The organism is Ruegeria sp. BJ6 (genome assembly GCF_056537885.1).
In genome coordinates this window covers 636,600-661,709 of sequence record NZ_JBQFSG010000001.1, presented here as the reverse complement: position 1 = coordinate 661,709, position 25,110 = coordinate 636,600, and the positions used below count along the sequence as shown (strand labels likewise).

27 protein-coding genes and 1 other RNA gene are annotated in these 25,110 nt (G+C 58.8%); 17 read left to right on the top strand and 11 right to left on the bottom strand.

The genetic code is table 11. The features are described from left to right. Positions 1–40: 40 nt before the first annotated feature. The 6 genes from ACR0D6_RS03160 (at position 41) to rnpB (ending at position 4,486) form a co-directional block, all read left to right on the top strand. Entirely contained in the window at positions 41–703 is a 663-nt protein-coding gene (locus tag ACR0D6_RS03160; RefSeq protein ID WP_480764432.1) for a ceramidase domain-containing protein, read from the top strand. A gap of 29 nt (positions 704–732) precedes the next feature. After that, the gene (gene gatC / locus ACR0D6_RS03155) at positions 733–1,020 is read left to right on the top strand and encodes an Asp-tRNA(Asn)/Glu-tRNA(Gln) amidotransferase subunit GatC (RefSeq protein ID WP_170325838.1); all 288 of its coding nucleotides are present in this window, start codon (positions 733–735) and stop codon (positions 1,018–1,020) included. A gap of 3 nt (positions 1,021–1,023) precedes the next feature. Beyond that, complete coding sequence (gatA, locus tag ACR0D6_RS03150; RefSeq protein ID WP_170650898.1) at positions 1,024–2,511, top strand: Asp-tRNA(Asn)/Glu-tRNA(Gln) amidotransferase subunit GatA; 1,488 nt, start codon at positions 1,024–1,026, stop codon at positions 2,509–2,511. Positions 2,512–2,552: 41 nt separating this feature from the next. Next, positions 2,553–3,287: a hypothetical protein gene (locus ACR0D6_RS03145; protein WP_480448743.1), complete on the top strand. Its 735-nt coding sequence runs from the start codon at positions 2,553–2,555 to the stop codon at positions 3,285–3,287. Between the two features lie 4 nt (positions 3,288–3,291). Beyond that, the gene (locus ACR0D6_RS03140; RefSeq protein ID WP_480764431.1) at positions 3,292–3,957 is read left to right on the top strand and encodes an N-acetylmuramoyl-L-alanine amidase; all 666 of its coding nucleotides are present in this window, start codon (positions 3,292–3,294) and stop codon (positions 3,955–3,957) included. A gap of 125 nt (positions 3,958–4,082) precedes the next feature. Continuing rightward, an RNA gene (rnpB, locus tag ACR0D6_RS03135) (RNase P RNA component class A) lies at positions 4,083–4,486 on the top strand. Positions 4,487–4,491: 5 nt separating this feature from the next. On the opposite strand, the gene ACR0D6_RS03130 is transcribed toward rnpB, so the two are convergent. Both ACR0D6_RS03130 and ACR0D6_RS03125 read right to left on the bottom strand, forming a co-directional pair. After that, positions 4,492–4,824, bottom strand: a complete 333-nt coding sequence (locus tag ACR0D6_RS03130) for a GYD domain-containing protein (protein WP_170650895.1) — start codon at positions 4,822–4,824, stop codon at positions 4,492–4,494. A 69-nt stretch (positions 4,825–4,893) separates the two neighbouring features. Beyond that, positions 4,894–5,037, bottom strand: a complete 144-nt coding sequence (locus ACR0D6_RS03125) for a hypothetical protein (RefSeq protein ID WP_480764430.1) — start codon at positions 5,035–5,037, stop codon at positions 4,894–4,896. Between the two features lie 292 nt (positions 5,038–5,329). Between ACR0D6_RS03125 and rpmG the strand changes: the two genes are divergently transcribed. Both rpmG and ACR0D6_RS03115 read left to right on the top strand, forming a co-directional pair. Next, positions 5,330–5,497, top strand: coding sequence for a 50S ribosomal protein L33 (gene rpmG, locus ACR0D6_RS03120; protein ID WP_007799108.1), 168 nt, complete (start codon positions 5,330–5,332; stop codon positions 5,495–5,497). Positions 5,498–5,716: 219 nt separating this feature from the next. Further along, positions 5,717–6,229: a hypothetical protein gene (locus ACR0D6_RS03115; protein ID WP_170650893.1), complete on the top strand. Its 513-nt coding sequence runs from the start codon at positions 5,717–5,719 to the stop codon at positions 6,227–6,229. A 205-nt stretch (positions 6,230–6,434) separates the two neighbouring features. On the opposite strand, the gene ACR0D6_RS03110 is transcribed toward ACR0D6_RS03115, so the two are convergent. Together ACR0D6_RS03110 and ACR0D6_RS03105 are read right to left on the bottom strand one after the other, a co-directional pair. After that, positions 6,435–7,211 carry a Bax inhibitor-1/YccA family protein gene (locus ACR0D6_RS03110; RefSeq protein ID WP_480764429.1) on the bottom strand — a complete coding sequence of 259 codons (777 nt, stop codon included), beginning with the start codon at positions 7,209–7,211 and terminating at the stop codon, positions 6,435–6,437. Between the two features lie 180 nt (positions 7,212–7,391). Continuing rightward, positions 7,392–7,601 (bottom strand): YjiS-like domain-containing protein, encoded by a 210-nt coding sequence (locus ACR0D6_RS03105; protein WP_170650891.1) that lies wholly within the window; start codon positions 7,599–7,601, stop codon positions 7,392–7,394. Positions 7,602–7,726: 125 nt separating this feature from the next. Here ACR0D6_RS03105 and ACR0D6_RS03100 point away from each other — a divergent pair, with 125 nt between their 5' ends. Further along, positions 7,727–8,608 (top strand): LysR family transcriptional regulator, encoded by an 882-nt coding sequence (locus ACR0D6_RS03100; RefSeq protein ID WP_170650890.1) that lies wholly within the window; start codon positions 7,727–7,729, stop codon positions 8,606–8,608. A gap of 3 nt (positions 8,609–8,611) precedes the next feature. Here ACR0D6_RS03100 and ACR0D6_RS03095 read toward each other — a convergent pair whose 3' ends face one another. After that, a complete protein-coding gene (locus ACR0D6_RS03095) occupies positions 8,612–9,568 on the bottom strand; it encodes an NADPH:quinone oxidoreductase family protein (protein WP_480764729.1) in 957 nt (318 codons plus the stop codon). A gap of 340 nt (positions 9,569–9,908) precedes the next feature. Between ACR0D6_RS03095 and ACR0D6_RS03090 the strand changes: the two genes are divergently transcribed. The 3 genes from ACR0D6_RS03090 to ACR0D6_RS03080 all read left to right on the top strand — a co-directional run bounded on the left by ACR0D6_RS03090 (position 9,909) and on the right by ACR0D6_RS03080 (position 12,577). Then, positions 9,909–10,280, top strand: coding sequence for a helix-turn-helix domain-containing protein (locus ACR0D6_RS03090; protein ID WP_170650888.1), 372 nt, complete (start codon positions 9,909–9,911; stop codon positions 10,278–10,280). A 45-nt stretch (positions 10,281–10,325) separates the two neighbouring features. Next, a complete protein-coding gene (gene hisN, locus ACR0D6_RS03085) occupies positions 10,326–11,117 on the top strand; it encodes a histidinol-phosphatase (RefSeq protein WP_480764428.1) in 792 nt (263 codons plus the stop codon). Between the two features lie 116 nt (positions 11,118–11,233). Beyond that, positions 11,234–12,577 (top strand): 8-oxoguanine deaminase, encoded by a 1,344-nt coding sequence (locus ACR0D6_RS03080; RefSeq protein ID WP_480764427.1) that lies wholly within the window; start codon positions 11,234–11,236, stop codon positions 12,575–12,577. A gap of 21 nt (positions 12,578–12,598) precedes the next feature. On the opposite strand, the gene guaD is transcribed toward ACR0D6_RS03080, so the two are convergent. Beyond that, positions 12,599–13,882 (bottom strand): guanine deaminase, encoded by a 1,284-nt coding sequence (guaD, locus tag ACR0D6_RS03075; RefSeq protein WP_480764426.1) that lies wholly within the window; start codon positions 13,880–13,882, stop codon positions 12,599–12,601. 139 nt (positions 13,883–14,021) lie between these two features. Between guaD and mgtE the strand changes: the two genes are divergently transcribed. Both mgtE and ACR0D6_RS03065 read left to right on the top strand, forming a co-directional pair. Next, positions 14,022–15,416, top strand: coding sequence for a magnesium transporter (mgtE, locus tag ACR0D6_RS03070; protein WP_480764425.1), 1,395 nt, complete (start codon positions 14,022–14,024; stop codon positions 15,414–15,416). Further along, a complete protein-coding gene (locus ACR0D6_RS03065; RefSeq protein WP_480764424.1) occupies positions 15,413–15,979 on the top strand; it encodes a 5-formyltetrahydrofolate cyclo-ligase in 567 nt (188 codons plus the stop codon). The genes mgtE and ACR0D6_RS03065 overlap by 4 nt, the downstream gene beginning before the upstream one ends. 3 nt (positions 15,980–15,982) lie before the next feature. Here the strand turns inward: ACR0D6_RS03065 and ACR0D6_RS03060 are convergent, their stop codons facing one another. Continuing rightward, on the bottom strand, positions 15,983–16,207 hold the full coding sequence (locus ACR0D6_RS03060; protein ID WP_170650882.1) for a DUF333 domain-containing protein: 225 nt from the start codon (positions 16,205–16,207) through the stop codon (positions 15,983–15,985). Between the two features lie 136 nt (positions 16,208–16,343). Between ACR0D6_RS03060 and ACR0D6_RS03055 the strand changes: the two genes are divergently transcribed. The 3 genes from ACR0D6_RS03055 to ACR0D6_RS03045 all read left to right on the top strand — a co-directional run bounded on the left by ACR0D6_RS03055 (position 16,344) and on the right by ACR0D6_RS03045 (position 19,895). Next, positions 16,344–17,156, top strand: coding sequence for a TIGR00282 family metallophosphoesterase (locus tag ACR0D6_RS03055; protein ID WP_480448758.1), 813 nt, complete (start codon positions 16,344–16,346; stop codon positions 17,154–17,156). A 114-nt stretch (positions 17,157–17,270) separates the two neighbouring features. Beyond that, a complete protein-coding gene (locus ACR0D6_RS03050; protein WP_480764423.1) occupies positions 17,271–19,049 on the top strand; it encodes an SLC13 family permease in 1,779 nt (592 codons plus the stop codon). A gap of 99 nt (positions 19,050–19,148) precedes the next feature. Continuing rightward, positions 19,149–19,895: a YbaY family lipoprotein gene (locus tag ACR0D6_RS03045; protein WP_480764422.1), complete on the top strand. Its 747-nt coding sequence runs from the start codon at positions 19,149–19,151 to the stop codon at positions 19,893–19,895. An 11-nt stretch (positions 19,896–19,906) separates the two neighbouring features. Here the strand turns inward: ACR0D6_RS03045 and ACR0D6_RS03040 are convergent, their stop codons facing one another. The 4 genes from ACR0D6_RS03040 to ACR0D6_RS03025 all read right to left on the bottom strand — a co-directional run bounded on the left by ACR0D6_RS03040 (position 19,907) and on the right by ACR0D6_RS03025 (position 25,065). After that, positions 19,907–21,568 carry an FAD-binding dehydrogenase gene (locus ACR0D6_RS03040; RefSeq protein ID WP_480764421.1) on the bottom strand — a complete coding sequence of 554 codons (1,662 nt, stop codon included), beginning with the start codon at positions 21,566–21,568 and terminating at the stop codon, positions 19,907–19,909. A gap of 11 nt (positions 21,569–21,579) precedes the next feature. Beyond that, entirely contained in the window at positions 21,580–22,437 is an 858-nt protein-coding gene (locus ACR0D6_RS03035; RefSeq protein ID WP_480764420.1) for a bile acid:sodium symporter family protein, read from the bottom strand. 73 nt (positions 22,438–22,510) lie between these two features. Then, positions 22,511–23,245 carry a glutamine amidotransferase gene (locus tag ACR0D6_RS03030; RefSeq protein WP_480764419.1) on the bottom strand — a complete coding sequence of 245 codons (735 nt, stop codon included), beginning with the start codon at positions 23,243–23,245 and terminating at the stop codon, positions 22,511–22,513. 47 nt (positions 23,246–23,292) lie between these two features. Continuing rightward, positions 23,293–25,065, bottom strand: a complete 1,773-nt coding sequence (locus ACR0D6_RS03025; protein WP_480764418.1) for an SLC13 family permease — start codon at positions 25,063–25,065, stop codon at positions 23,293–23,295. Positions 25,066–25,110 lie beyond the last annotated feature (45 nt).

Sequence of the window (25,110 nt, the reverse complement as noted above, 5' to 3'; positions counted from 1 at the left end):
ATCTGTTGGATGCAGCCTAGCATTCGTTATGTAAAAATCCATGGACTGGATGCAGGAAATCGATGGCTATTGCGAGCGGCTGAACCCCAGCTATTGGGCCGAGCCGGTGAACGCGGTTACAAATGCGGCGTTTCTGATCGCTGCCTTCGTCATGTGGCGGCGGGTTCGGGGGCAAAACATACCTTTGGCCATGGCGCTGGTCGCAATTCTGGCAGTGATCGGGATCGGCAGCTTCCTGTTTCACACTCATGCACAGGTCTGGGCCGCAGTGGCCGATACCACGCCGATACTGCTGTTCATTCTGGTCTATATCTATGCGGTGAACCGGGATGTCTGGAAATTGGGCATTTGGCAGGCGCTGGGCTTGACGGCGTTGTTTCTTCCTTACGCTGCGCTCACCGTGCCGATATTTCAGCTGGTGCCGGGGCTGGGCGGGTCGGCAGGTTACGCCCCGGTACCTTTGCTGATCCTGATCTATGCCGTTTTGCTGCGAAACAGGGTGCCGGAAACTGCGCGCGGGCTTGCCATCGGGGCCGGAATCCTGATCGCCTCCATCACCTTTCGCGCGCTGGACGAACCTGTTTGCGTCCACTGGCCAATGGGAACGCATTTCCTATGGCACATCCTGAATGCCATCATGCTTGGCTGGATGATCGAGGTTTACCGCCGTCACAGACTTGCGACCCGCCCGACAGAGGGGTAAACGCCCCCTAACGCATATGAGGTTTTCCGATGTCGATTGACCAAAGCACCGCCGCCAAGGTGGCCAAACTGGCCCGGATCAAGGTCGAGGATGACGCGCTGCCGGCGCTGGCATCCGAGTTCAACACCATCCTTGGGTTCATCGAGCAACTGAACGAAGTGGATGTCGAAGGTGTCGAGCCGATGGTCTCGGTCGAGCCGATGCGCCTGAAACGTCGCGAGGATGTGGTCACCGACGGCAATCAGCAGGACAAGGTTCTGGCCAATGCCCCGGACGCGCGCGAAGGGTTCTTCGCTGTTCCCAAAGTTGTGGAGTAAGACATGAGCGATCTGAACAAATTGGGCCTGGCCGAGGCCCGCGACGCGCTGCGCAAAGGTGACGTGACCTCGGTCGAGCTGACCGAATCCTGCCTCAAGGCAATTGACGACGCGGATGCGCTGAACGCATTTGTCCACAAGACGCCTGAGATCGCGCTGGAACGCGCTAAGGCTGCGGATGAGCGGATCAAGGGCGGCGACGCGCCGTCGATGTGCGGCTTGCCGATCGGTATCAAGGATCTGTTCTGCACCAAGGGTGTGCCGTCGCAGGCGGCCTCGAAGATTCTGGAAGGGTTTAAACCCGAATACGAATCCACCGTGTCTCAGCAACTGGCCGATGCGGGTGCCGTAATGCTGGGCAAGCTGAACATGGACGAATTCGCCATGGGGAGCAGCAACGAAACGTCTGTTTACGGCAACGCGGTCAGCCCGTGGCGGCGCGGCAATGACGACGCTCAACTGACGCCGGGTGGCTCGTCTGGTGGTTCGGCCGCTGCTGTGTCAGCCGATCTGTGCCTTGCTGCGACTGGCACAGATACAGGCGGATCGATCCGTCAGCCAGCAGCGTTCACCGGCATCACAGGCATCAAGCCGACCTATGGCCGTTGTTCGCGCTGGGGCATTGTCGCCTTCGCATCCTCTCTGGATCAGGCCGGTCCGATGACCAAGAACGTACGCGACGCGGCAATCATGCTGGAGGCGATGTGCGGGCATGATCCCAAGGATTCGACCAGCACGGAACTTGCGGTGCCGAATTTCGAGGCGATGCTGACCGGCGACATCAAGGGCAAGAAAATCGGTATCCCCAAGGAATACCGCATGGACGGAATGCCCGCCGAGATCGAAAAGCTATGGTCCGAAGGGGCCGAGATGCTGAAAGCCGCCGGTGCCGAGATTGTCGATATCTCGCTGCCGCACACCAAATACGCGCTGCCAGCTTATTACGTAATCGCTCCGGCCGAGGCGTCCTCGAACCTCGCCCGCTATGACGGTGTGCGCTATGGCCGCCGTGCGCAGCTGGCGCAGGGCGATGGCATCACCGAGATGTACGAAAAAACCCGCGCCGAAGGTTTCGGCCATGAAGTGCAGCGCCGTGTCATGGTCGGCACATATGTTCTGTCGGCCGGTTTCTACGACGCCTACTACAACCGCGCGCGCCGCGTCCGGACCCTGATCAAAAAGGACTTCGAGGACGTGTTTGCCGCAGGTGTCGATGCAATCCTGACCCCGGCAACTCCGTCTGCTGCGTTTGGTCTGGGCGAAATGACCGAGGCCGACCCGGTGCAGATGTATCTGAACGACGTCTTTACCGTGACAGTGAACCTTGCCGGTTTGCCGGGCATCTCGGTACCTGCCGGGCTGGACAAGCAGGGGCTGCCGCTGGGTCTGCAACTGATTGGTCGGCCTTGGGACGAAGGCGATCTGCTCAATACCGCCTACGCACTGGAAAGTGCAGCCGGGTTTGTGGCCAAGCCGGGCAAATGGTGGTAAGCCTTCGGGCAGGCAAGAACAACAAGCGGGGAGCAGCCATTATGCGCGCAGTGCTTCTGATTCCAGCCGTAGCTTTTGTGGCGGCGTGCGAAACCGTGACGCCTGTTTCGGGTGTTGGTTTCAACACGCCGGAATATCAGGCACAACGCGAGGCCGAACTGGCCGGGCAGGGCGTTGGCGGCAACCCGCTGGTTCCACCCGCGGCGATTTCCGAAGAGCCGCTGTCACCTTCAGGTTTTGATACAACGCTCCCGACCGGAGACCAGAGCAACGCTGACGATATCGCCAGCCAAACCGCGGCGGCGCTGGCCAGCACGTCGACACAGGGCTCGTCGATACAGAGTACATCGTCGGTATCGACCCCAACCCCGGTGATCAATAGTTCGGGTATTTCGGACGAGCAGGACTTTGAGGCTGTGTCCGGTCGACGCAGCATCGAATCCGACGCAGCGCGGTTGGAGCAGAACAGCCAGACCTACGAGGTTGTGACGCCCACTGCCATTCCCGAGCGTAGTGCTGGCGGCGAGACGAATATCGTTCAATATGCCCTCAGCACCTCGAACCCGGTGGGGACGCAATTGTACAGCCGCGCAGGCTTTAACCTGCAGGCCAAGGCACAGCGCAATTGCGCACGCTATCCATCCCCGGATCAGGCCCAGATGGAATTTCTGGAAAATGGCGGCCCTCAGCGGGACCGTAAGGGGTTGGACCCCGATGGTGACGGGTATGCCTGCAGTTGGGATCCAAGCCCCTTCCGGCGCGCTGTCAGCAACTGAGATCATGCAGCCTGTTTGGCGGCCTTCTCCTAACTTCGGCACACGTCGGGATGGGTTGACGCCGTCGCTGATCGTTCTTCACTACACGGCGATGGACAGCGCGCAATCAGCGCTGGATCGTTTGTGCGATCCTGCAGCGGAAGTTTCCGCGCATTACCTGATTGGTTGCGATGGTCACCTTTGGCAGATGGTGGATGAGGTGGATCGCGCCTGGCATGCGGGTGCCGGAAGCTGGCATGGAAGAAACGACATCAACTCGCGCTCGATCGGTATTGAGCTGGACAATCGCGGTACCCATCCATTTGCCGAGCCTCAGATGGCGGTGCTGGAACGGCTGCTGCCACAGATCATGAAACGCTGGAGCATTCCGCCCGAAGGGGTGATCGGCCATTCCGACATGGCGCCGGGGCGCAAGTTCGATCCCGGTCCGCGCTTCGACTGGGCGCGGCTGGCACGGCGGGGGTTGGCAGCTCAGAGCGGTCAGAACACCGGGCCGACTGATCCCAATCCCGAACTTTTCCGGCAGGTCGCGGGCAGGGCAGGGTATTCAACTACGGCAGATGACGACACGTTGCTACGCGCCGTCCGCCTTCGCTTTCGCCCTTGGGCAGCTGGTCCTCTTACTCCCGAGGACTTCACTCCTCTGCGCTCTGACGCCCTGCCGACCTGACCGCGCCCATGTTTTTTCTTGCTCCAAATATCCCGGGGTGAATTGGCCGCAGGCCAAGAGGGGCAGCGCCCCTTGCTGCGTCCCGGCTTGACGCCGCGCTGCCCGCCGCATAACTGCACCCTTGCGCGGAGGGCCGGATGACCGCTGGGGCGCAAGCCCGAGAGGAAAGTCCGGACTCCACAAGGCAATGGTGCCGGGTAACGCCCGGGCGGGGTAACCCGACGGAAAGCGCCACAGAAAACAGACCGCTCCGGATCTGATCCGGAGTAAGGGTGAAACGGTGGGGTAAGAGCCCACCGCGCCGCTGGCAACAGTGGCGGCACGGCAAGCCCCACCGGGAGCAATGCCGAATAGGGTCCCCGCGCGGGGCTGGTCCGGGGCGCAAGCCCTGGAAACCGCCGCTAGGCACGCCTTGGCCGAGAGGGACCGGGTTGGCAGCTCGAGCCGTGCAGCAATGCACGGCCTAGAGGAATGGTCATCGAAGGGGGAAACCCCGGAACAAGATCCGGCTTACAGGCCCTCCGCGCGTATTTCTCAACCTCCTGGCGGCGTGTAGGCGCCCGTCAGTTCGGCGGCCTTTTTCGTGATCGCAACGAAATCGTCAGCTGTCCACGCGCGTACTGTTTCCACTTTGTCCACTGCACCCGAGGCCCCAACGGCCATGCCAATTGCAACTGCGTCTGTGCCATCTGGTGCTTCGCTGATGACGACCACATCGTTTGACCCGGTTGTCATGTAGAATGCCAGAAGTTTCCCGCCAACCTTGTCCAGCAGTGCCTGAACCGGTCCCGTACGATTCTCGGGTTTTTTCAGCATTCCCCGAATACCGGTTTGCGAATAAGAAGCGTAAGTAATGAAAATCGGCATTTCTATCTCCCAATTTCAGATTGATGCGGGGCCACGAAACTGACCGGCCCCAAGGCCTTGCGGGTTCTGTCAGTTGGAGTAGAGGATTGGGTTGGTGATCAGCCAGACAGGGTCGGCCATTAGTGCGGCGCCCGCCGATAGGGCAAACCCCGCCGGTGGCGCGACCAACGTTACAGATGGCCGGTTTGTCGCCCTTTCATCTTGGTCTGTCATGAAAGCCCCCAATCAAGTCACATGAAACAACCCTGCTGCCAGAGTGTCCTGCCATGTTGTGGTGCCTCGGTCGTCGAGCCCGAATTCAGCTTCTTGGGATGTGATCTGCCGGTACCGTATCACGAATCCGTGATCAAACAAAATGCGCCCATCGGGCGTGGGCGGGCCGACGGCGGAATTTGTGCAGATCCCGGGCCGATTCCGGTTGACTCGTACGGCAGTACGGGTAAAAGCGCACGCTCATAAGGATTCAACCGAAAGGCCCCTGCCTTTCCGGACGCAGGAGATAACCATGGCGAAGCCGACGACAATCAAGATCCGTCTGAACTCGACCGCGGGCACGGGCCACTTCTACGTGACCAAGAAAAACGCTCGCACCATGACCGAGAAAATGACTGTTCGTAAATATGACCCGGTCGTGCGCAAGCATGTCGAATACAAAGAAGGCAAGATCAAGTAATCTGCCTTCTGACTGGAAGTTGCACGAAAGGGCTCTGTCAAGGCAGAGCCCTTTTTTGTCGTTCATGTGCTGCTGTTTATGGCGGGTCGCAGTGAAGGGCAGGTTGGTTCGCCGTTGCAGCCGCGCATCAGGATTTCGGCTAATCGACATTGCTATGGCTTGCAAACAAGCTGCGCATACCATTACGCTTCAGCAACCCGCCACAATATGTTGACCGTCATGAAAAAAATCTTGTTGCCCGCAATCGCTTTCCTGACCCTCGCGGCCTGTGAAGATCCATGGAACCGGGAAGGTGTCGGATTTACCGGAATCGACGGTGAACCCAGAACAACCGCTGACGTGCCGGGCACAGTGGCGTTTCAGCCACCGCTGACGAATGTACCAGCCGAGTTGGCGGCGCTTCCGCCGGTCCGGGTGGCGTCTGACGATACGTCTCTTGAAAAGATGGCCGGCGTGGCGATCGAAAACGGGGGGCGGACGACGAACAACGCCGTTGTCGTCGAGGGTGCGGATCGCAATCTGATGCTGAGTACCGTCAAAGTGAACAATACGCTGTTTGCTGTACTTCGCGAGCCTTCGAACAGTTCCGCGCGAATGGACAACTCTGTGGGCGCGTCCTTTGTTAGCCGGATTGAGCGTCTTACGGGCTGCCTGGCAGCCGGTGGTACGGCCTACGGAAAAGGGTCGCGCAGGTCCAGCACCGGCTTTGCGGTCCCGCTGAACTGCAGCTGACGCCGTTCAATTGATTTCCAGATGCGAAGGACCTCCGACAATTGCGGGGGTCTTTTTTATTTCGCGGACTGATTCTGGTTTCGTTTGGATCGCGACTGAGCAACCTCATCCGGTTTGAGGATGGCGATGTTCATACATCCATAGGCCAAATGAAAAAGGCGGGCCAAAGATGACCCGCCTTTGCGTTTTCCGTATCAGGTTCGCGTTATTCGCGATTGCCCAGCAGTTGCAGCAGGAACATGAACATGTTGATGAAATCCAGATAGAGGCTCAACGCGCCCATGATTGCAGCTTTACCCAGCCACTCCTGATCACCCGAGTGGGCCATCTGAAGGTAGGTGTTTTTGATGTTCTGCGTGTCGTATGCCGTCAGACCAGCGAAGATCAGAACGCCGATGACGGAGATAGCGAAGGCAACCGCCGACGAGGCCAGAAAGATGTTCACAACCATCGCCACGATCAGGCCGATCACGCCCATGATCAGGAACGTGCCCATGCCGGACAGGTCTTTCTTGGTCGTGTAGCCATACAGCGACAAACCTGCGAATGCGATCGAGGTAATCAGGAATACCTGAATGATGGACTGGCCGGTGAAGGCGATGAAAATCCAGCTGATCGACAGGCCCATGACTGCTGCGAAGCTGTAGAAAACCAACTGCGCGGCGGCTGCGGACATGCGGTTGATCGCGGCGCTAAAGCCGAAGACAAACGCCAGCGGTGCGAACATGATGACCCATTTCAACGGCGAGACATAGATCGCATGACCCGTTGCCGTCAGATAGGTGTTCGCGTTCAGCGGCGCCACGCCGGCATTCAGGTCAGTCGTGATCGACAGCCCCGAAATTGCCCAAGCGGCAAGGAACGTGATCAACATGCCCACGGACATTGTGCCGTAGACTTTGTTCATATGGGCGCGCAGGCCCTCGTCAATCTCGGCGGCGCGCGCACCAGTCGCCGTCCGGATCGTATCGAATTGTGCCATAAGGGTCTCCCTTGATGTATTCTGTCGTGTTCCCGCGAAAACGGGAAAAGCTCTCAGCAAATATCGGAGAGAGTCGCGTATGTTTCAAGGGTTTTACGTCTAAAACACGGTATTTCACTCAACAAAAACAGCGGCTCGCTGTAACGAGCCGCTGATTGGCATTTCGGAACGGAAAATCGGTTACTTACGCCATGTCTCGGGGGCATCCCAGAAGGGGCGGGCGGCCTCGGTTTCGGCCTCGGACCGCGAGATTCCGATATCATTCAGGGCGTGGCAATCCAGTTTTGCAAGAGACTGCCGCTGACGGATCAGGTCAAAGGCTCGCTTCACCAGATTTGGTCTCGATGCCCGGGCCGGGCAGTGCGAATTCGAAATTGCGGCGTGTGACATGGGATCGTCCTTTCTGTTTCCTTGATGAATTTCGTCAATTGGATCATGTTCCTTGATTTATATGGATGATCATGACACATTATGAAAATGAATGTTTATGAACTATCCCATAAGGAATCGTGAAGTTGAGAAATCTGGACATAACCATTTTGCGATCGTTTGTGGCCGTGGCGGATCATGGCGGAGTGACGCGGGCCGCAGGGTTCCTGCACCTCACGCAGTCTGCGGTTTCAATGCAGCTCAAGCGTCTGGAAGAACTGTTGGGTCTTGAGTTGTTGGACCGCAGCGGCCGAACCATTGCGCTGACCGCGTCGGGCGAACAGTTGCTGGCCTATGCCCGGCGGATGGTTGCCCTGAACGACGAAGTGATCGGTCGCCTGACGGATCAGGCGTTTGAGGGCGAAGTTGTTCTGGGCGTGCCGCACGACATCGTTTATCCGGCAATCCCCAGGGTTCTGCAGCGGTTCAACGCCGATTTTCCGCGCGTAAAGGTGCAACTGGTGTCTTCGTACACGGTGCAACTCAAGGAGATGTTCCGGCGCGGGGAATGTGACCTGATCCTGACGACCGAAGCTACCATGGGCGAAGGAGCCGAGATTGTTGCGGAACTTCCCTTGCGCTGGATCGGTGCGCAGGGTGGATCAGCCTGGCGAAAGCGACCTTTACGGCTGGCTTTGGGACGTCGTTGCATGTTCCGCCCGCAAGTGATCGGTGCACTGGATGCGGCGGGCGTTCCGTGGGAACTGGCGGTTGAGACCGAAAATGACCGGACGATCGAGGCAACGGTAAGTGCCGATCTGGCAGTTCATGCCATGCTGGACGGAACCGAGGCAGCGCATCTGGAGCAGATCGAATCGAATGGAGCTTTGCCGGACCTGCCCGCGCATCTGATCAATCTGTACGGTGGTGAGACAGGGCGGGGCGCGATAGTTGAAGCGTTGGCCGCTCTGGTCCGCCAGAACTTCAGCATGCTGGGCGGAACGCAGCTCAGGGCAGTCGTGGGTTAAGCATCAGGGCGTAATCACGATTTTACCCGTCGACTTGCGTTCTTTGAGCAATCTCATGCCCTCGGCCACGTCCTCCAGAGGCAGGACGTGGCTGATATGCGGTTTGATGCGCCCTTCGGAATGCCAGCGGAACAGGGTCTCGAAGCTGTTGCGCACGACCTCTGGCCGGAACTTCAGATATCCGCCGATGTAAAATCCGATCACCGTCAGGTTCTTTACCAGAAGATGGTTTGCGGGGATCTGTGGAACGTCACCACCCGCAAAGCCAATGGGCAGCAATCGCCCTTCGGGATTGGTTGCGCGAAAGGCGGCCTTGAACACGTCTCCGCCGATGGCGTCATAGACTACGTCGGCACCGCCCAGTGACTTTACGCGTTCCCGCAGGTCCTCATCTGCGTCAATCAGATGATCCGCACCTGCTTTTTGGGCCACGGCCAGCTTGTCTTTGCCCCGGGCCTGCGCGATGACGGTAGCCCCCATAAGCTTGCCGATTTCGACAGCTGTCAAACCGACGCCTCCGGCTGCCCCGGTGACAAGAAGGGTTTCCCCCGGCTGAAGGTGGGCGCGGTGTTCCAGTGCAATGTGACTGGTGCCGTAAGCGATTTGAATGGCGGCGGCGTCCTCGAAGCTCATCGTGTCCGGAAGGGGCAACGCGCGGTTTGCGTCGAATATGCCGAAATCCGCCAATCCGCCTTGCCCCGAGTACACCGCGATTCGGTCTCCGGCCTTCAGATGGGAAACGTTTGTCCCCACCTTGTCGACAATCCCGGCGATTTCCATGCCCAGTGTAAATGGCGTGGAAGGTGTGTCCTGATATGTCCCCTTCTGCATCAGAAGGTCGGCAAAATTCAGTCCGCAGGCCCGAATGGTGACCCGAACCTGACCGGCTCCGGGCTCAGGGACCTGTATTTGGGTTAAGTTTGCCGCTGATCCGGCAGATTGGATTCGATAGCTACGCATGGTTTTCCTGATACTATCGCCATACGCCGCAGGTTGAACGAGATTGTCAATCGCAATCCGGAAAATGATGAATTTCCAGAACCGGCTGGTTAAGTGCATGTTTCCAATTCGAAAACAGTGAATTGCGAATTAACCGGAGCACAACCACAAATCTGTGTTGTCCGTTTCAAACTCAACCTTCTTGAATTATTTCGCGAAAACAGCAATATTTGCACTCAGTGCGGTTCGGGGTGCATAATCGGAATTAGGGAGTTCTTAATTGGCCACTCGCCAGTATGGCGAAATATGGCTGTTGGTACGATTACCCGAACGGTTGTTAGTGAAACAGAGGAGAGAACCCATGACCCATCCCGTCGATGTCCATGTGGGCAAGCGCGTCAGGCACCGCCGCTGGCTGATTGGAATGACTCAGCAGCAGTTGGCAGAACAGGTTGGGATTAAGTTCCAGCAGATTCAGAAGTATGAAACTGGTGCCAACCGGGTCAGCGCATCCCGCCTGTGGGACATTGCCGAGGCTCTGGATGTTCCGGTCTCTTTCTTCTTTGAAGGACTGGATGAGACGCAGAAGGACGGCGCAGACAAAAAGTCGGTTCCTGCGGATCTGATGGGTGACAAGGAAGCTCTGGATCTTGTGCGCTCGTACTATGCGATTCCGGAAAACCAGCGCCGCCGCCTGTTTGAACTGGCGCGTGTGCTGAGTGACGTAGCATAACTTCACTGACTTGACTTCACTGGCGCTGACACGCAGGGGTAGGGCATGGAACTGACCCCAAGCAGCGATCTTGAAGTCGCCGAAATGATGGCGGACGCCGCACGAGCGGCGATCCTGCCGTATTTCAGGCAAGCCAATCTTGATACCCAGAACAAGCTGGAGGCCGGATTTGATCCGGTCACGGTCGCGGATCGCGAGGCCGAGAAGGCGATGCGTGCTGTACTGGCGGCGCATCGGCCGGATGACGGTATCTGGGGCGAGGAATTCGGAAAAACTCCGGGAACGACCGGGCTTACATGGGTGCTGGACCCGATTGACGGAACCCGCGCATTTATCAGCGGAACGCCGACCTGGGGTGTGTTGATCGCTGTGGGGGATCAGGATGGACCCACGACAGGGATCATTGATCAACCTTATATCGGTGAACGGTTTGTCGGCTCGCCCGGCGTTGCCTTTTCGACCGGGCCGCAGGGACAGTCGCCACTTGGTACGCGAAGCACGGCATCACTGGATCAGGCGTTTCTGTTCACGACCTTCCCCGAGGTCGGAACGACGAAAGAAGCGACCGCGTTTCGCGCGGTTGCGGATCAGGTAAAACTGACCCGTTACGGGATGGACTGTTATGCATACGCATTGCTGGCCGCCGGTCAAATCGATCTGGTGATTGAGGCGGGATTGAACGCCTATGACATTCAGGCACCCATCGCTGTAATCCACGCAGCCGGAGGTATCGTTACCGATTGGCAGGGCAATCCCGCGCACGAAGGCGGTCAGGTTCTTGCCGCAGCAAATGCGGAGATTCACGCAGCGGCTTTGAACATTCTGCAGCAATACTGATATTTGTTGCCCGAGGCGGCGCCAGCAGATAAAAACGTCAACAGCCGGTTCTTGGGTCCGTTTTCCACCGGCTTTCACACTCTTCGTATGAGACGGACGATAAAAGGAGTGTGGAGATGAACGAAATCCTGATCAAAAACGCTAAAACCATCCTGACGTTGGATGACGACAGGCAAGAGCTTGCGGATGCAGACCTGCTGGTCCGAAACGGTCAGATAGCTGCTGTTGGCAAAAACCTGACAACGGTGGGTGAAATTCACGACGCTTCGGGCTGTGTGGTGACACCTGGCCTGGTGAACACACACCACCACCTCTACCAGACGCTGACGCGTGCGGTGCCCGGGGGGCAGGACGCCCTGTTGTTCGGATGGCTCAAAACGCTTTATCCGATTTGGGCGAATTTCGGGCCCGAGGAAATCCATGTGTCAGCCCAGATCGGTTTGGCCGAGCTGGCCCTATCGGGATGCACGCTGAGTTCGGATCACTTGTACCTCTACCCGAATGGATCGCGTCTGGAGGATACGATTGTTGCGGCCGCCGAACTGGGTATCCGGTTCCACCCGACGCGCGGTGCCATGAGCATCGGAGAAAGCGATGGCGGCTTGCCGCCCGACAGTCTGGTCGAGGACGAGAGGGCCATTCTTGAAGACATGATCCGGGTTGTGGACGGTTTTCATGACCCCTCTGAGGGGTCCATGTGCCGCGTTGGTCTTGCGCCATGCTCGCCGTTTTCAGTCAGCCGGGACCTGATGCGGGAAACGGCTCTGCTGGCGCGTGACAAGGGGGTGATGCTGCATACCCATCTTGCTGAAAACGATGAGGATATCGCCTATTCACAAGCCCAGTTCGGTTGCCGCCCCGGGCAATATGCCGAAGATCTGGGGTGGACCGGTTCGGATGTCTGGCACGCGCATTGCGTGAAGCTGAACGGGGAAGAGATTGATTTGTTTTCCAGAACCCGGACCGGTGTCGCGCATTGCCCCTGTTCGAATTGCAGGCTGGGATCGGGCATCGCGCCTGTACGGGCCATGCGGGATGCCGGCGTGAATGTCGGGCTGGGCGTGGACGGTTCGGCCAGCAACGACAGCGGCAATCTGGTGGCTGAGGCGCGGCAGGCCATGCTGTTGCAGCGTGTGTCAAAAGGGGCTGACGCGATGTCTGCGCGAGAAGCGCTGGAAATCGCGACAAGGGGCGGGGCGGACGTCCTGAACCGTCCCGATTGCGGGCGGCTTGCGGTTGGCAAGCGCGCGGATATCGCGATTTGGGATGTCAGCGGAGTGGAAAGCGCCGGAAGCTGGGACCCGGCAGCCCTTTTGCTGGCCGGGCCCGTACGCGTAAAACACTTGTTCGTGGAAGGGCGCCAGATTGTCCGTGACGGTCATGTTGCAACTATCGATCTGCCGGTCGTGATCGAGCGGCAGAACCGGTTGGCCACCGCCCTAATTGGAAAACAGCACTGAAGCAAGGAAGGGCGGGGGTGATTACACCCGACGCCCTCCGATCCAGACCTCGGTGATTGCCCGGTCGTCCCCCATCATAATGGTGGGGAAAACGGCCTCCCATATGGTTTCGGCGCTTTTCACGCGCTGTGAGATGGCCGGGGTTGAGGCGAGGTCAAGCACGACCAGATCGGCCTCCATTCCCGGTGCCACATTGCCGATGCGGTCCTCCATCCGCAGCGTTCGGGCCGAACCGACGGTTCCCAGCCACAGCAACTGAGCCGCGTGAAGGGGAACGCCGCGAAGCTGACCGATTTCATAAGCCGCAGCCATCGTACGCAGCATGGAAAAGCTGGACCCGCCGCCGGTATCTGTTGCCAGCCCTACCCGGTGGCCGTCCTGCATCAGGCCGGCCATGTCGAACAGCCCCGATCCGATAAAGGTGTTTGACGTCGGACAGTGTATCAGTGCCGCGTCGACTTCCCGCAGGCGATCCCGCTCGCGCTGTTCCAGATGGATGGCGTGACCATACAGGCCACGCCCGCCCAGCAGGCCAAACTTCTCATAGGTATCCAGATAATCCCGCGCATCGGGAAACAGCGATCTGACCCACTCGATCTCGTCGGTCTGTTCGCTCAGGTGGGTTTGCATCAAACAGTCGGGGTGTTCAGCCCATAAGGCGCCCATCGCCTCAAGCTGCTCGGGCGTGGATGTCGGGGAAAACCGGGGCGTGATCGCGTATGAGATGCGATCTGTTCCGTGCCAGCGCTGCAGCAGGGCCTTGGATTGATCATAGGCGGATTGCGCCGTGTCCTGCAGCCCGTCGGGCGCGTTGCGGTCCATGCAGGTCTTGCCCGCGACAACCCGCTGCCCGCGCGCCTGAGCGGCGGTAAAGAAGGCATCCACACTCTCTGGGTGGATGGTGCAGAAGCTGCACATCGTGGTGGTCCCGTGTGCAGTGGTCAGGTCGAGATACCGGTTGGCAATCTCGGAGGCGTATTCAGCCGCGCCAAACTTCATCTCTTCCGGGAAAGTGTAGGAATTCAGCCAGTCGATCAGTCGCTTGCCCCAACTGGCGATCATGGCGGTCTGCGGATAATGCACATGCGGATCGATGAACCCGGCCAGAATGACCTTGTCACCATGATCGGTCACCGCCGCATCCGGGTAAGCGCGGCTCAGATCGTCGGCCGCACCAACCGCAGCAATGCGGTCGCCTTCGACCACGACGGCTTCGCTGATGGTCACGGCATCATCGGGTTCTTCGTTGAACGGGGTTCCGATAAACGTCAGAACGCGCCCTTTCAAAAGCGTCTTTTGCGCCATTTACATCACTCTCCACATGTTTGGGACCGATCCACAGCATAAGGGGCGTAAAGATGTGGGTAAATTGGACCATTGTCATTGTTTTCCTGTAGCTGCTTCTTCTATTTAAGGTCCAATCGCCAGGATTAGGGGGCAGAGCATGACGACAGGCAACGAAAGCGCCGGAACCGATCAGCCCCGGGATGACGACGCCTATGCGCTGGATCCAAAGACCGTAACGGCGATCCTGTACGCGGTTGACGTCGACGATCGCGACAAGCTTGTCGAGTTGATGGAGCCGCTGCATGCGGCGGACATTGCCGACCTTCTGGAACAGATCAACTCGTTTGACCGGGCGCGCCTGATCCGGCTTTACGACAAGGAGTTCGACGGGGAAATCCTGTCGGAACTGGACGAATCCGTTCGGGAAGAGGTGATCAACGTCCTGCGACCTGACGTTTTGGCGGAAGCCGTGCGGGAACTGGAAAGTGACGATGTCGTCGACCTTCTGGAAGATCTGGAGGAGCCGCAGCAAGAGGCCATTCTGGATGCGCTGGAGGATTCCGAACGGGTAGCGGCTGAACAGGCGCTGTCCTACCCGGAAAACTCGGCCGGGCGTCTGATGCAGCGCGAAGTGGTCATGGCGCCCGAGCATTGGACGGTTGGGCAAACCATTGATTTCATGCGCGCAAGCGATGATCTGCCGGATCAGTTCTATCACGTCATCCTTGTTGATCCCCGGCTGAAGCCCATTGCCCATGTCACGCTTGGCAAGCTGATGGCGACGCCGCGCGATGTGCCGATGAAGGATATCGCAGAAGAAGAGTTTCACGTAATCCCGGTCGATCAGGACGAAGAGGACGTGGCTTATGCCTTCAATCAGTACCACCTGATCTCGGCTCCGGTGGTTGATGCGGATGGTCGACTGGTTGGTGTCATCACCATCGATGATGCGATGGCGGTTCTGGACGAGGAATACGAAGAGGACATGCTGCGCCTTGCGGGCGTCAGCGACGACAGCTCAATCTCTGACAGCGTGGCGGCGACCAGCAAGCGCCGTCTGCCGTGGCTTGCGGTGAACCTGTGTACGGCGATCTGCGCCTCGCTGGTGATCTCGCAATTCGAGGCGGCGATTGACCAGTTGGTAGCACTGGCCATTCTGATGCCGATCGTGGCGTCGATGGGTGGCAATGCGGGGACCCAGTCGCTGACGGTGGCTGTGCGGGCACTGGCCACACGCGACCTGACGGCGGCAAACGTGGGGCGGGTCATTCGCCGCGAATTGCTGGTCGGTATGCTGAACGGCCTGTGTTTTGCCATCGTACTGGGCACGGTTGGGATGATGTGGTTCGATTCTCCGTTGCTGGGTGTCGTGATCGGGTCTGCCCTGGTCGTGAACATGATCATCGCGGGCTTCGCAGGTACGGTAGTACCGGTCGTGCTGGACCGTCTGGGCGTTGACCCGGCGCTGGCATCGGGAACCTTCGTTACGACCACGACGGACGTGATGGGGTTTTTCATCTTCTTGGGGCTTGCCAGCGTGGTGTTACTGTGAGCGATACGACCGACCTGACGGAAATCAAAGCGGCGGCCCGCAAAGCCGCCTTTGCCCGCCGTAAAGCGGCATTTGAAACAAGGGTGCCGGCTGCGGCCGGACGCCTGTCCGAAATTCTTGCCGGACACAGGGGTGTTCCGATGTCCGGCTACATGCCGATCCGCACGGAAATCGATCCTCTGCCAGCCATGGCCGAGGCTACGGCCTATGGTCCGGTGGGCGTGCCTGTCATTCAGGGGCAGGGACAGGCCTTGCGCTTTTCGCGTTGGACACCCGAAGGGGTGCTGAAGGACGGACCTTTTGGTGCGAAGGTGCCCGAGGTCGATGACTACTTCGATCCCGAGATCCTGATCGTGCCGCTGGTGGCGTTTGATGTCCGGGGTGGCAGGCTGGGATATGGTGGCGGTTTCTATGACCGGACGCTTGAAGGCCTGCGCGCCAAACGCCCGACACTTGCGATCGGTTTCGCGTTTGATGCGCAGGAGGCCGAAGACCTGCCGCTTGAGCCAACCGACCAACCCTTGGATATGGTCGTTACGGAAAGCCGGGTTCTGACCTTCTGATCCTTAGTTCTCGAAATGACTGCGCAGGTATTCCCAGGCATCCACTTCTTTGCCGTCAGGCAGGATGCAAACGCCGTACTCACTGCCGTCCGCGTTTTTTCGAATCTGATATTCGCCGTTGTTTTCGACGCAGAAGGTAGCGGCAGGATTAGCCATGGTGGTTGTCGTCTGGGCGGCAAGTCCAGTGGCGAGCAGCATCATCGACAGTGTCAGGGCGGTGCGCGTCATTGAAATTATCCTTGGTTGAGAATCGGTTACCCTATGAACTTGCCATCGCAAAATTCAAAATCAAGTATCGCGATTGGCCTGCAATTTGCATGGTTCTGCCTTGTTATCGCCGTGCGATACCCATAGGACCCGAAACATGAAGATTTTGTTTCTTGGGGACGTCATGGGGCGCGCGGGGCGCGCGGCCGTGCAGCAGCATCTGCCACGCCTGCGCGAGGAATGGCGTCTGGATTTCGTGGTCGTCAACGGCGAGAATGCCTCGAACGGTATGGGGTTGAGTGGCGATCACGCCAAACTGCTTCTGGATGCGGGCGCAGATTGCCTGACGCTTGGGGATCACGCTTTCGATCAGAAAGACATGTTGCAGTTCATCGAAAGCGAGCCGCGCATCGTGCGCCCGGTGAACTTCGCCAAGGGCGCGCCGGGGCGCGGATATCGCCTTTATAACGCGCCGGGTGGGCGAAAAATTCTGGTGGTTCAGGTTCTGGGTCAGGTCTTTATGAAGCGCCCGTTCGATGATCCGTTTTCGGCAATTGAACCCATACTCAAATCGCATCCGCGTGGTGGTCAGGCGCAGGCAGTTATAGTGGACATGCATTGCGAGGCGACCTCGGAAAAGATGGCGATGGGCCACTATTGCGACGGGCGTGCCAGCCTTGTGGTTGGAACGCATACGCATGTGCCGACAGCAGATTCGCAGATTTTGCCGGGCGGAACTGCTTATCTGACCGATGCAGGTATGTGCGGCGACTACGATTCAGTGATCGGGATGGACAAAAAAGAACCGATGCGCCGGTTTATCACCGGAATGCCAAAGGCCCGCTTCACACCCGCAACCGGTGAGGCGACCCTGAGCGGTGTCTATGTCGAAACTGACGACAGAAGTGGTCAGGCGACGAAGGTGCGGATGGTTCGCGTCGGCGGGCGGCTCGAGCAAGCCGGGCCGTGAAAACACTAACTTTGGCAAAGCTAAAGTAAGCTGAGGCTTGCCCGCAGCCGCGCAATACGTGAAACTGGCTGCAGGGCGCTTGGGCCAGAACAGGGTTCGGACAGAATACCACGAATGGACTTCCTTCAATTGACAGATACTGGCAGCGCGATTTTGGCGCTGTGCATTGTCGGGGGCATGTTCGTTATGTTCATGCGCGAAACCTATCCGACCGAGGTTGTGGCCATCTCGGGTGTCGCATTGATGATGATGACCGGTATTTTGCCCTACCAAAATGCGCTGGTCGTTCTTTCAAACCCGGCTCCTTGGACGATTGCCGCCATGTTCATCATCATGGGGGCGTTGGTCAGAACGGGTGCGCTGGATGCTTTTACGTCGGTTGCCCAGAAGCAGGCACAGGTCAATCCACGGATCGCAATCGGGCTGCTGATGGGTTTTGTTATCATCGCGTCTGCCGTGGTTTCGAATACTCCTGTGGTCGTTGTTATGATTCCGGTTTTCGTGCAAATCGCCCGCACGCTGAACCTTCCGGCTTCAAAGCTTCTGATCCCGCTCAGCTATGCGGCGATATTGGGCGGGACACTGACCCTGATTGGTACGTCAACCAACCTGCTGGTCGATGGTGTGGCACGGGCACAGGGTTTGCCGGCCTTCTCGATCTTTGAGGTCACCCCGCTTGGGATCGCCGTGGTGATCTATGGCATGGTTTATCTGCGGTTCATCGCGCCGCATCTTCTGCCCGAGCGGGACAGTATGGCAAGCATGCTCAGCGACCGGTCGAAGATGAAGTTCTTTACCGAGGCCGTCATCCCCCCCGACAGCAACTTGATCGGGCGCGAGGTTACGGGGGTGCAGTTGTTCAAACGCCAGGGTGTTCGTCTGATCGATGTGATCCGTGGCGATGAATCCCTGCGTCGTAACCTGAAGGGGGTAGCGCTGCGGGTCGGCGACCGCGTCGTTCTGCGGACCCAGATGACCGAGCTTTTGAGCCTTCAGAGCAACCCGGAACTCAAGCGTGTCGATCAGGTGTCCGCCGTCGAAACCAAAACTGTCGAGGTGCTGATAACGCCGGGCTGCCGTATGATCGGCCGGACACTGGGTGCGATGAGGTTGCGCCGCCGCTACGGCGTGTATGTTCTGGCCGTGCATCGGCGTAATCAGAACATCGGGCGGCAACTGGACGAGTTGGTGGTCCGGGTGGGCGACACGCTGCTGCTGGAGGGATCTCCTGCCGATATTCAGAAACTAGCCGCCGATATGGATATGGTCGAGGTTGCACAGCCTTCGGGGCGGGCATACAGGCGCAGCCATGCGCCGATTGCCATTGCGTCGCTGATCGGAATTGTTCTGCTGGCCGCCTTGGGTGTGGCGCCGATCCTGATGCTTTCGATCATTGCCGTGGCCGTTGTGCTGGCGACCCGCTGCATAGACGCGGATGAGGCATTTTCCTTTGTCGAGGGTCGGCTGCTGGCCCTGATTTTTGCAATGCTGGCCATCGGGGCCGCGCTGGAAAGCTCGGGCGCGGTCGAATTGATCATCAATGCTATCGCCCCGTCGCTCGGTATGTTGCCGCCCTTCCTGATTGTCTGGGCTGTGTATCTGTTGACGTCGGTTCTGACGGAGCTGGTGTCGAATAACGCGGTTGCCGTTGTTGTCACCCCGATTGCCATCGGGCTGGCGCAGGCGGTTGGGGTCGATCCGCGCCCGCTTGTGGTTGCGGTTATGCTGGCGGCATCGGCCTCATTCGCGACGCCCATCGGATACCAGACCAACATGCTGGTATATGGCCCCGGCGGGTACAGATTCATGGATTTCATGAAGGTAGGTATCCCACTCAATCTGACAGTCGGCCTGCTTGCATCGTTGCTGATCCCGTTGATCTGGCCGCTTTGACCAGCGGCGCATTGCCGCCGACAGCTGGTCGAACAGCTTGAAAATTCAAACTTTCTTACGATCTTGTCTGGTAACAGGATCTGAAAGGGTGAGTTTGTCATGCGTAAATCCGCATTGGGCGTTGCCGCTTTGGCTGGTCTACTGATCGCAGTTGCAGGCCAGGATGGTGCAGTCGCAGGAACCGTGCAAGGGTCGGCGACCTATCGCGAACGTATTGCCCTGCCGCCAGACGCCACCTTGGTCGTCGAGCTTCAGGACGTGTCCCGTGCCGACGCGCCTGCGGTTACACTGTCCGCACAGCGGTATTCGCTGAGCGCAGTGCCTGCAGCCTATCAGCTGACCTATGACGATGCTCTGGTACGGGATGGGATGCGGTATGTCGTCAGAGGGTCAATCTATGACGGGCGAAAGCTGCTGTTCACCACGGACACCGCCTATCCGGTGTTGACGGATGGTGCCGGAAATCAGGCCGATCTGGTTCTTGTTCAGGTCAGCAATCAGGGGCAGGCTATGCTTGAGAATACCAAATGGATCGCGACGGAATGGGGTGGTGAGGCACCTGATACCGACAAGCCGCCAGAGATTTCCTTTGCTCAGGACGGCGCTTTTGGCGGCAGCGGAGGGTGCAATCGCTTTTCGGGAAAGGCCGAGATTTCCGGCAATGCCATCAATTTCCCAGACAACATGGCGGCGACCCTGATGGCCTGTCCCCCGCCTTATGACGAGATCGAGCGCCAGTTCTTCAAGGCATTGCAGCGCGTGGTTACCTTTACGCGGGCGGGGAATGAATTGATCCTGACGGACGCTGCGGGCGATACCGTCCTGCGTTTCAGACTGGCGCAATAAGGGCAGGGCGGTCAGGCAACCGCCCGCGATCTGCCTGCGTTGCGGCCGGAAAAGATGCATCCGCCAAGGAATGTGCCCTCCAGCGCGTTGTATCCGTGGTACCCGCCACCGCCGAACCCTGCCACTTCACCTGCGGCGAACAAGCCCGGGACAATCTGGCCGTCGGCGCCGATCATCTGGCTGTCCAGATTGGTCTGCAACCCGCCCAATGTCTTGCGGGTCAGCACGTGCAGTTTGACCGCAATCAGGGGGCCGTTGGCCGGATCGAGAAACTTATGAGGTTTTGCGGTGCGGATCAGGCGATCCCCGCGATAGTTGCGGGCGGCAAGAATCGCCATGATCTGCGCGTCTTTTGAAAACGGATTGTCGATCTGGGAATCGCGTGCTTCGATCTGTGCACGCAAATGGGTTTCATCGATAAGGCCGCCGCCCAGTTGGTTCATGCCGCTGACCAGTTCTGTCAGCGTGTTGGCCACGACAAAATCCTCTCCCTTTTCCTTGAAGGCCTCGACCGGTCCCGTTGCCTTTGCGCCCGAGAGGATGCGCTGCCGGATGACCTCCTTCCAGCTTCCTGAGGTGAAGTCGGGGTTTTGCTCCGACCCTGACAGGGCGAACTCCTTCTTGATCACCTTCTGGGTCAGAACGAACCAGCTGTATTCATAGCCAGTCTTCAGAATTTCCCGCAGGGTTGTCAGGGTGTCAAAGCCCGGCAGGCACGGAGGGTTCAGACGATTGCCGCGCGCGTCAAACCACATGGAACTGGGGCCGGGTAGAATTCGAATGCCATGCGCGGGCCAGATTGGGTCCCAGTTGCGCACGCCTTCGGTGTAATGCCACATGCGATCGCCATTGATGACATGGCCGCCTGCTTTTTCGCTGATGGCAATCATTCTTCCATCGACATGGAATGGCACACCGGCGACCATATCCTTGGGCGGCTCGCCCAGGCGATCACGAGGCCAGCTTTTTCGGACCAGTTCGAAATTCCCGCCAATACCACCTGACGTGACGATGATCGAAGGGGCATAGACCTCGAATTCACCCACCTCGTCACGATTTGTTTTCTCGCCACGCTGCGCTGTGTCGTCAGCCAGCACTTCGCCGGAAACACCCTTGGCTGTTCCGTTTTGCATAATGATGTGACTGGTTTGATGCCGGAACTTCATCTGAATCAGACCGGCACTGACATGTTCACGCACCCGGCGGATGAAATGTTCCAGTACGCCAGGCCCTGTACCCCATGTAATGTGAAATCGCGGGACCGAATTGCCGTGACCATTGGCATAAGAGCCGCCACGTTCGGCCCAGCCCACTACCGGGAACCAGCGCAGCCCCATCCCGTGCAGCCATGGTCGCATTTCTCCGGCGGCGAACTCGACATAGGCCTCGGCCCATTTTCGGGGCCAATTGTCCTCATCCCGGTCGAACTGTGCGCTGCCCATCCAGTCGCGCAGGGCAAGTTCCTGACTGTCATGAATACCCATGCGGCGCTGTTCGGGCGTGTCCACCATGAACAGTCCACCTAGGCTCCAAAAGGCCTGCCCGCCCAGAAAATGCGCGGGCTCCTGATCCAGCAGGATCACCTTTTTGCCCCTGTCGCCCAGTTCCGCCGCCGCTGCAAGGCCTGCCAGGCCACCTCCGACAACGATCGCATCTGCTGTATTTGCGGTCATGAGGCGTCCTTTCAGCGGTTACGGAACCAGATGAGGAATGGGATGGCCACGGCATACATGGTGATGCCGTAAACGGCCGAGGGCAGGGCCAGCGGGCTGAAACCGGTTGTTGTGCCGGTGATCAGTGCGCCCAGCGTAATACCTAGGGCAGAATTCTGAATTCCGGTTTCGATTGAGATTGTCTTACTCTCGTTCCACGACAGGTTTGCGGCGCGTGAAATCGCCAGACCTATCAAAAGCAGAGCGACATTGAGTGTGATCAACCCGGCCCCCATGACGCCAAGGTTGTCGACAAACAGCTGCCAGTTCCCGGCAAGGGCTGCGATCACGATGAGGACGAAAAGGGCCGTGGCCAGTTTTGAAAGCGGCCCGTCGATCCTCAGGGCGAAATTTCTGGCGAAATGGCGAAGGCTGACGCCAATTGCCACGGGCAGAGTGGTGATCAGGAACATTGCAAAGGCCAATCCGCTGATCGAAACCTCTGGTGCCTGCTCGCCCATGAAATGATTGATCGACCAAGAGGCCAGAAAGGGAACCGTCACCATCGACAACAGGCTGATGACGGCGGTCAGGCTGACGGACAGCGCCACGTCGCCCTTTGCCAGTTTCGACAGGATGTTGCTGGTCACACCGCCCGGGCAAAAACTGAGCAGCATGAAGCCGACGGCGATTTCAGGCGGCAGCGAAAACAGCTTTACGACAGCAAACGCTACAACAGGCAACAGGGCGACCTGACTGAGCGCGCCGATGGCAAAAGGATAGCGTCGGGTCAGAACGCGGCGAAAATCGCTTGCCTCCAGGCCGACGCCCAGAGACAGCATGATGATCGCCAGCGACAGGGGCAGGCCCACATTGATCAGAAAGTCCAAAAACAACCCCTCCCAAAGTCGTTTCCGGTCAGATTAGGCGAGGGGGTTGGGATCAGGCAACAGCGCCGTTGGGTCACCCATAGCGTTCGGCAAATCGCCGCAAAATTTCGCCGGGTTGGGTGACGTCAGCCGAATGGCACGCGTCAATCAGGTCTTGCGCATCCTCGGGTGGGAAATAGCCGTGATCCTTGTAGATATTGATACGCTGCTCAAAATCTCGGGCATCCGCCTCGGGATGAAACTGGGTGGCATAGACGTTTTGCCCCCATCGGATCATCTGGAACGGACAAGGCTCAGAGGAAATCAGATGGATGCAGCCTTCGGGCAGGGCCTGCACGGCTTCTTTGTGGCCGACAAAGGCTTCGAATACTGGTTGCAACCCGTCGGTCAGCGGGTCTGATGCCGCGTCCTCTGTCAGGTGGCAAGTCGAGGGGCCTACCGGTTCGCCGTATCGTGCCTTGCTGACTTCGCCGTCCAGATGCGCCGCCAGAATGCCCAAACCGTAGCAGCATCCCATGAACGGATGATCGGCCTGCGTTATCTGTGGCATAAGGCCCATGATCGCGTTTTCGATCCGGGTATCCAGCGGTGACTTTTTCTCGGGATCGTCACTGACGCATCCCGGGCCACCGCCAACGATCACGCCAGCGTAATCAGTGACATTCAGGCCATCAGGCAGATCTTCGCAATCCAGACGGATGCGATGCACACGGTCTGGTGACAATCCGCATTTGTCCAGAATGGACACGAACTCGGCGTCGGCGGCATCTGTTTCCGGGCGAAGCTGCAAGATCAGAAAGCGTTTCATGGCCTGCCCTTATCCTGCGGCGCAGGGGTTTGGCAACATGGCGCGGGTCACAGCGGCCAGAACAGCAGAATGGCCGGGATCGAAACTGCGACGATGAGAATTTCCAGTGGCAGCCCCATGCGCCAGTAATCGCCGAACTGATAGCCGCCGGGGCCAAGGATCAGCGTGTTGTTCTTGTGACCGATTGGGGTCAGGAACGCCGCCGAGGCTGCAACCGCCACGGCCATAAGGAAGGGATCGGGCGAAACCTCTAATGTGCGGGCCATCTGGATGCCGACCGGGGCTGCGACAATGGTGGTGGCAGTGTTGTTCAGCACATCTGACAAGGTCATCGTTACGATCATCAGGACGGTCAGGATCGCCCACGCCGGAAGTCCGGCCGTCAGCGAGACCAAAGCACCCGCGATCAGTTCGGTGCCACCTGAGGTTTCCAGCGCCGTGCCAAGAGGAATCATCGAACCCAGCAAGACCACTACGGGCCATTCGATCTGATCATAGATCTGGGCAATTGGCAGGATTTTGGTCAGGACATATCCGATCACGACCAGTCCCAGCGCAATCGGCAGATAGATCAGACCGACGCTGGCGGCCAGAACGGCGGTCGCAAACAGTCCGATGGCCAGCCACGCCTTGTCATTGGCAGTCACGGCCAGCCCGCGCTCGGCCAGGGGCAGGCAGCCCAGCCATTCGGTCACGTCCGGTCCCCGATCGCGCGGGCAGAGGAGCAGCAGGATGTCACCCGGCTCGACCTCGGTCTTGCGGACCTGATTGGTGATGCGGCGGCCCTGACGCGAGATACCCATCAGCACCGTGCTTTGCCGCCATGACAGTCCCAGCGCCTGTGCCGTCCGGCCCGTGATGCGGGCGCTTTCCGGGACGACGACCTCGATAACCTCAAGCCCGTCACCTGCGGCTGTCAGTAATTCCTGCCGTCTTGTATCCGAAAAATCCAGTTTGAGCGCAGACCGGAACTCATCCAGTGCCTCGGGCGTCGCTTCCAACACCAAGGCGTCTCCTTCACGCAGGATCGCATTGGCGGCGCGGCCATACCGGCGTTTTCCATCGCGGATCAGGCCAATAATCGCGACGTCTGTCTTTTCGGCGGTTTCGTCCAGCTCGGCCACGCGCTTGCCGATCTGTGCGGACTCGGCCGGAATCGTCAGTTCCGCGATGTATTCCGCAAGGGCCTCGGACGTGTCGGCCTGCGCACCCCGATCCGGGATCAGGCGCCAGCCGATCAGGGCAACAAAAACCAAACCCGCGATTGCCGCCAAACCGCCGACCGGGGCGAAATCGAACATGTGGTACGGCTCACCCAGTGCCTCGCCCCGTATGGATGCGATAATGATGTTTGGCGGCGTGCCGATCAGGGTTGCCATGCCGCCAAGGATGGTTGCAAAACTCAACGGCATGAGGGTCAGCCCTGCGGCGCGGCCTGCCTTGCGGGCGGTCTGGATATCGACCGGCATTAGCAGCGCCAAAGCGGCGACATTGTTCATAAAGGCCGACAGGACAGCCCCGATGCCACCCATCAGTGCGATATGCGCGCCCAGCCCGCGTGAGGCATCGACAAGCGTCCGGGTGATCATGAAAACAGCGCCCGAACGCACCAGCCCCGCCGAAACCACCAGAACCAGAGCGACCACAATCGTTGCGGGGTGGCCAAATCCGGCAAAGGCATGATCCACCGGGACGACCCCCAGCACCACACCAATCATCAGGGCGGCAAATGCCACAAGATCGTATCGAAAGCGCCCCCACAGCAGCAGCGCAAAAACGGAAAGAAACAGCGTAAACAATATGATCTGATCTGTCGTCATGCGCCCACCATAGCCACCGGGCCTGTCACGGCAAGCCGATCTCTT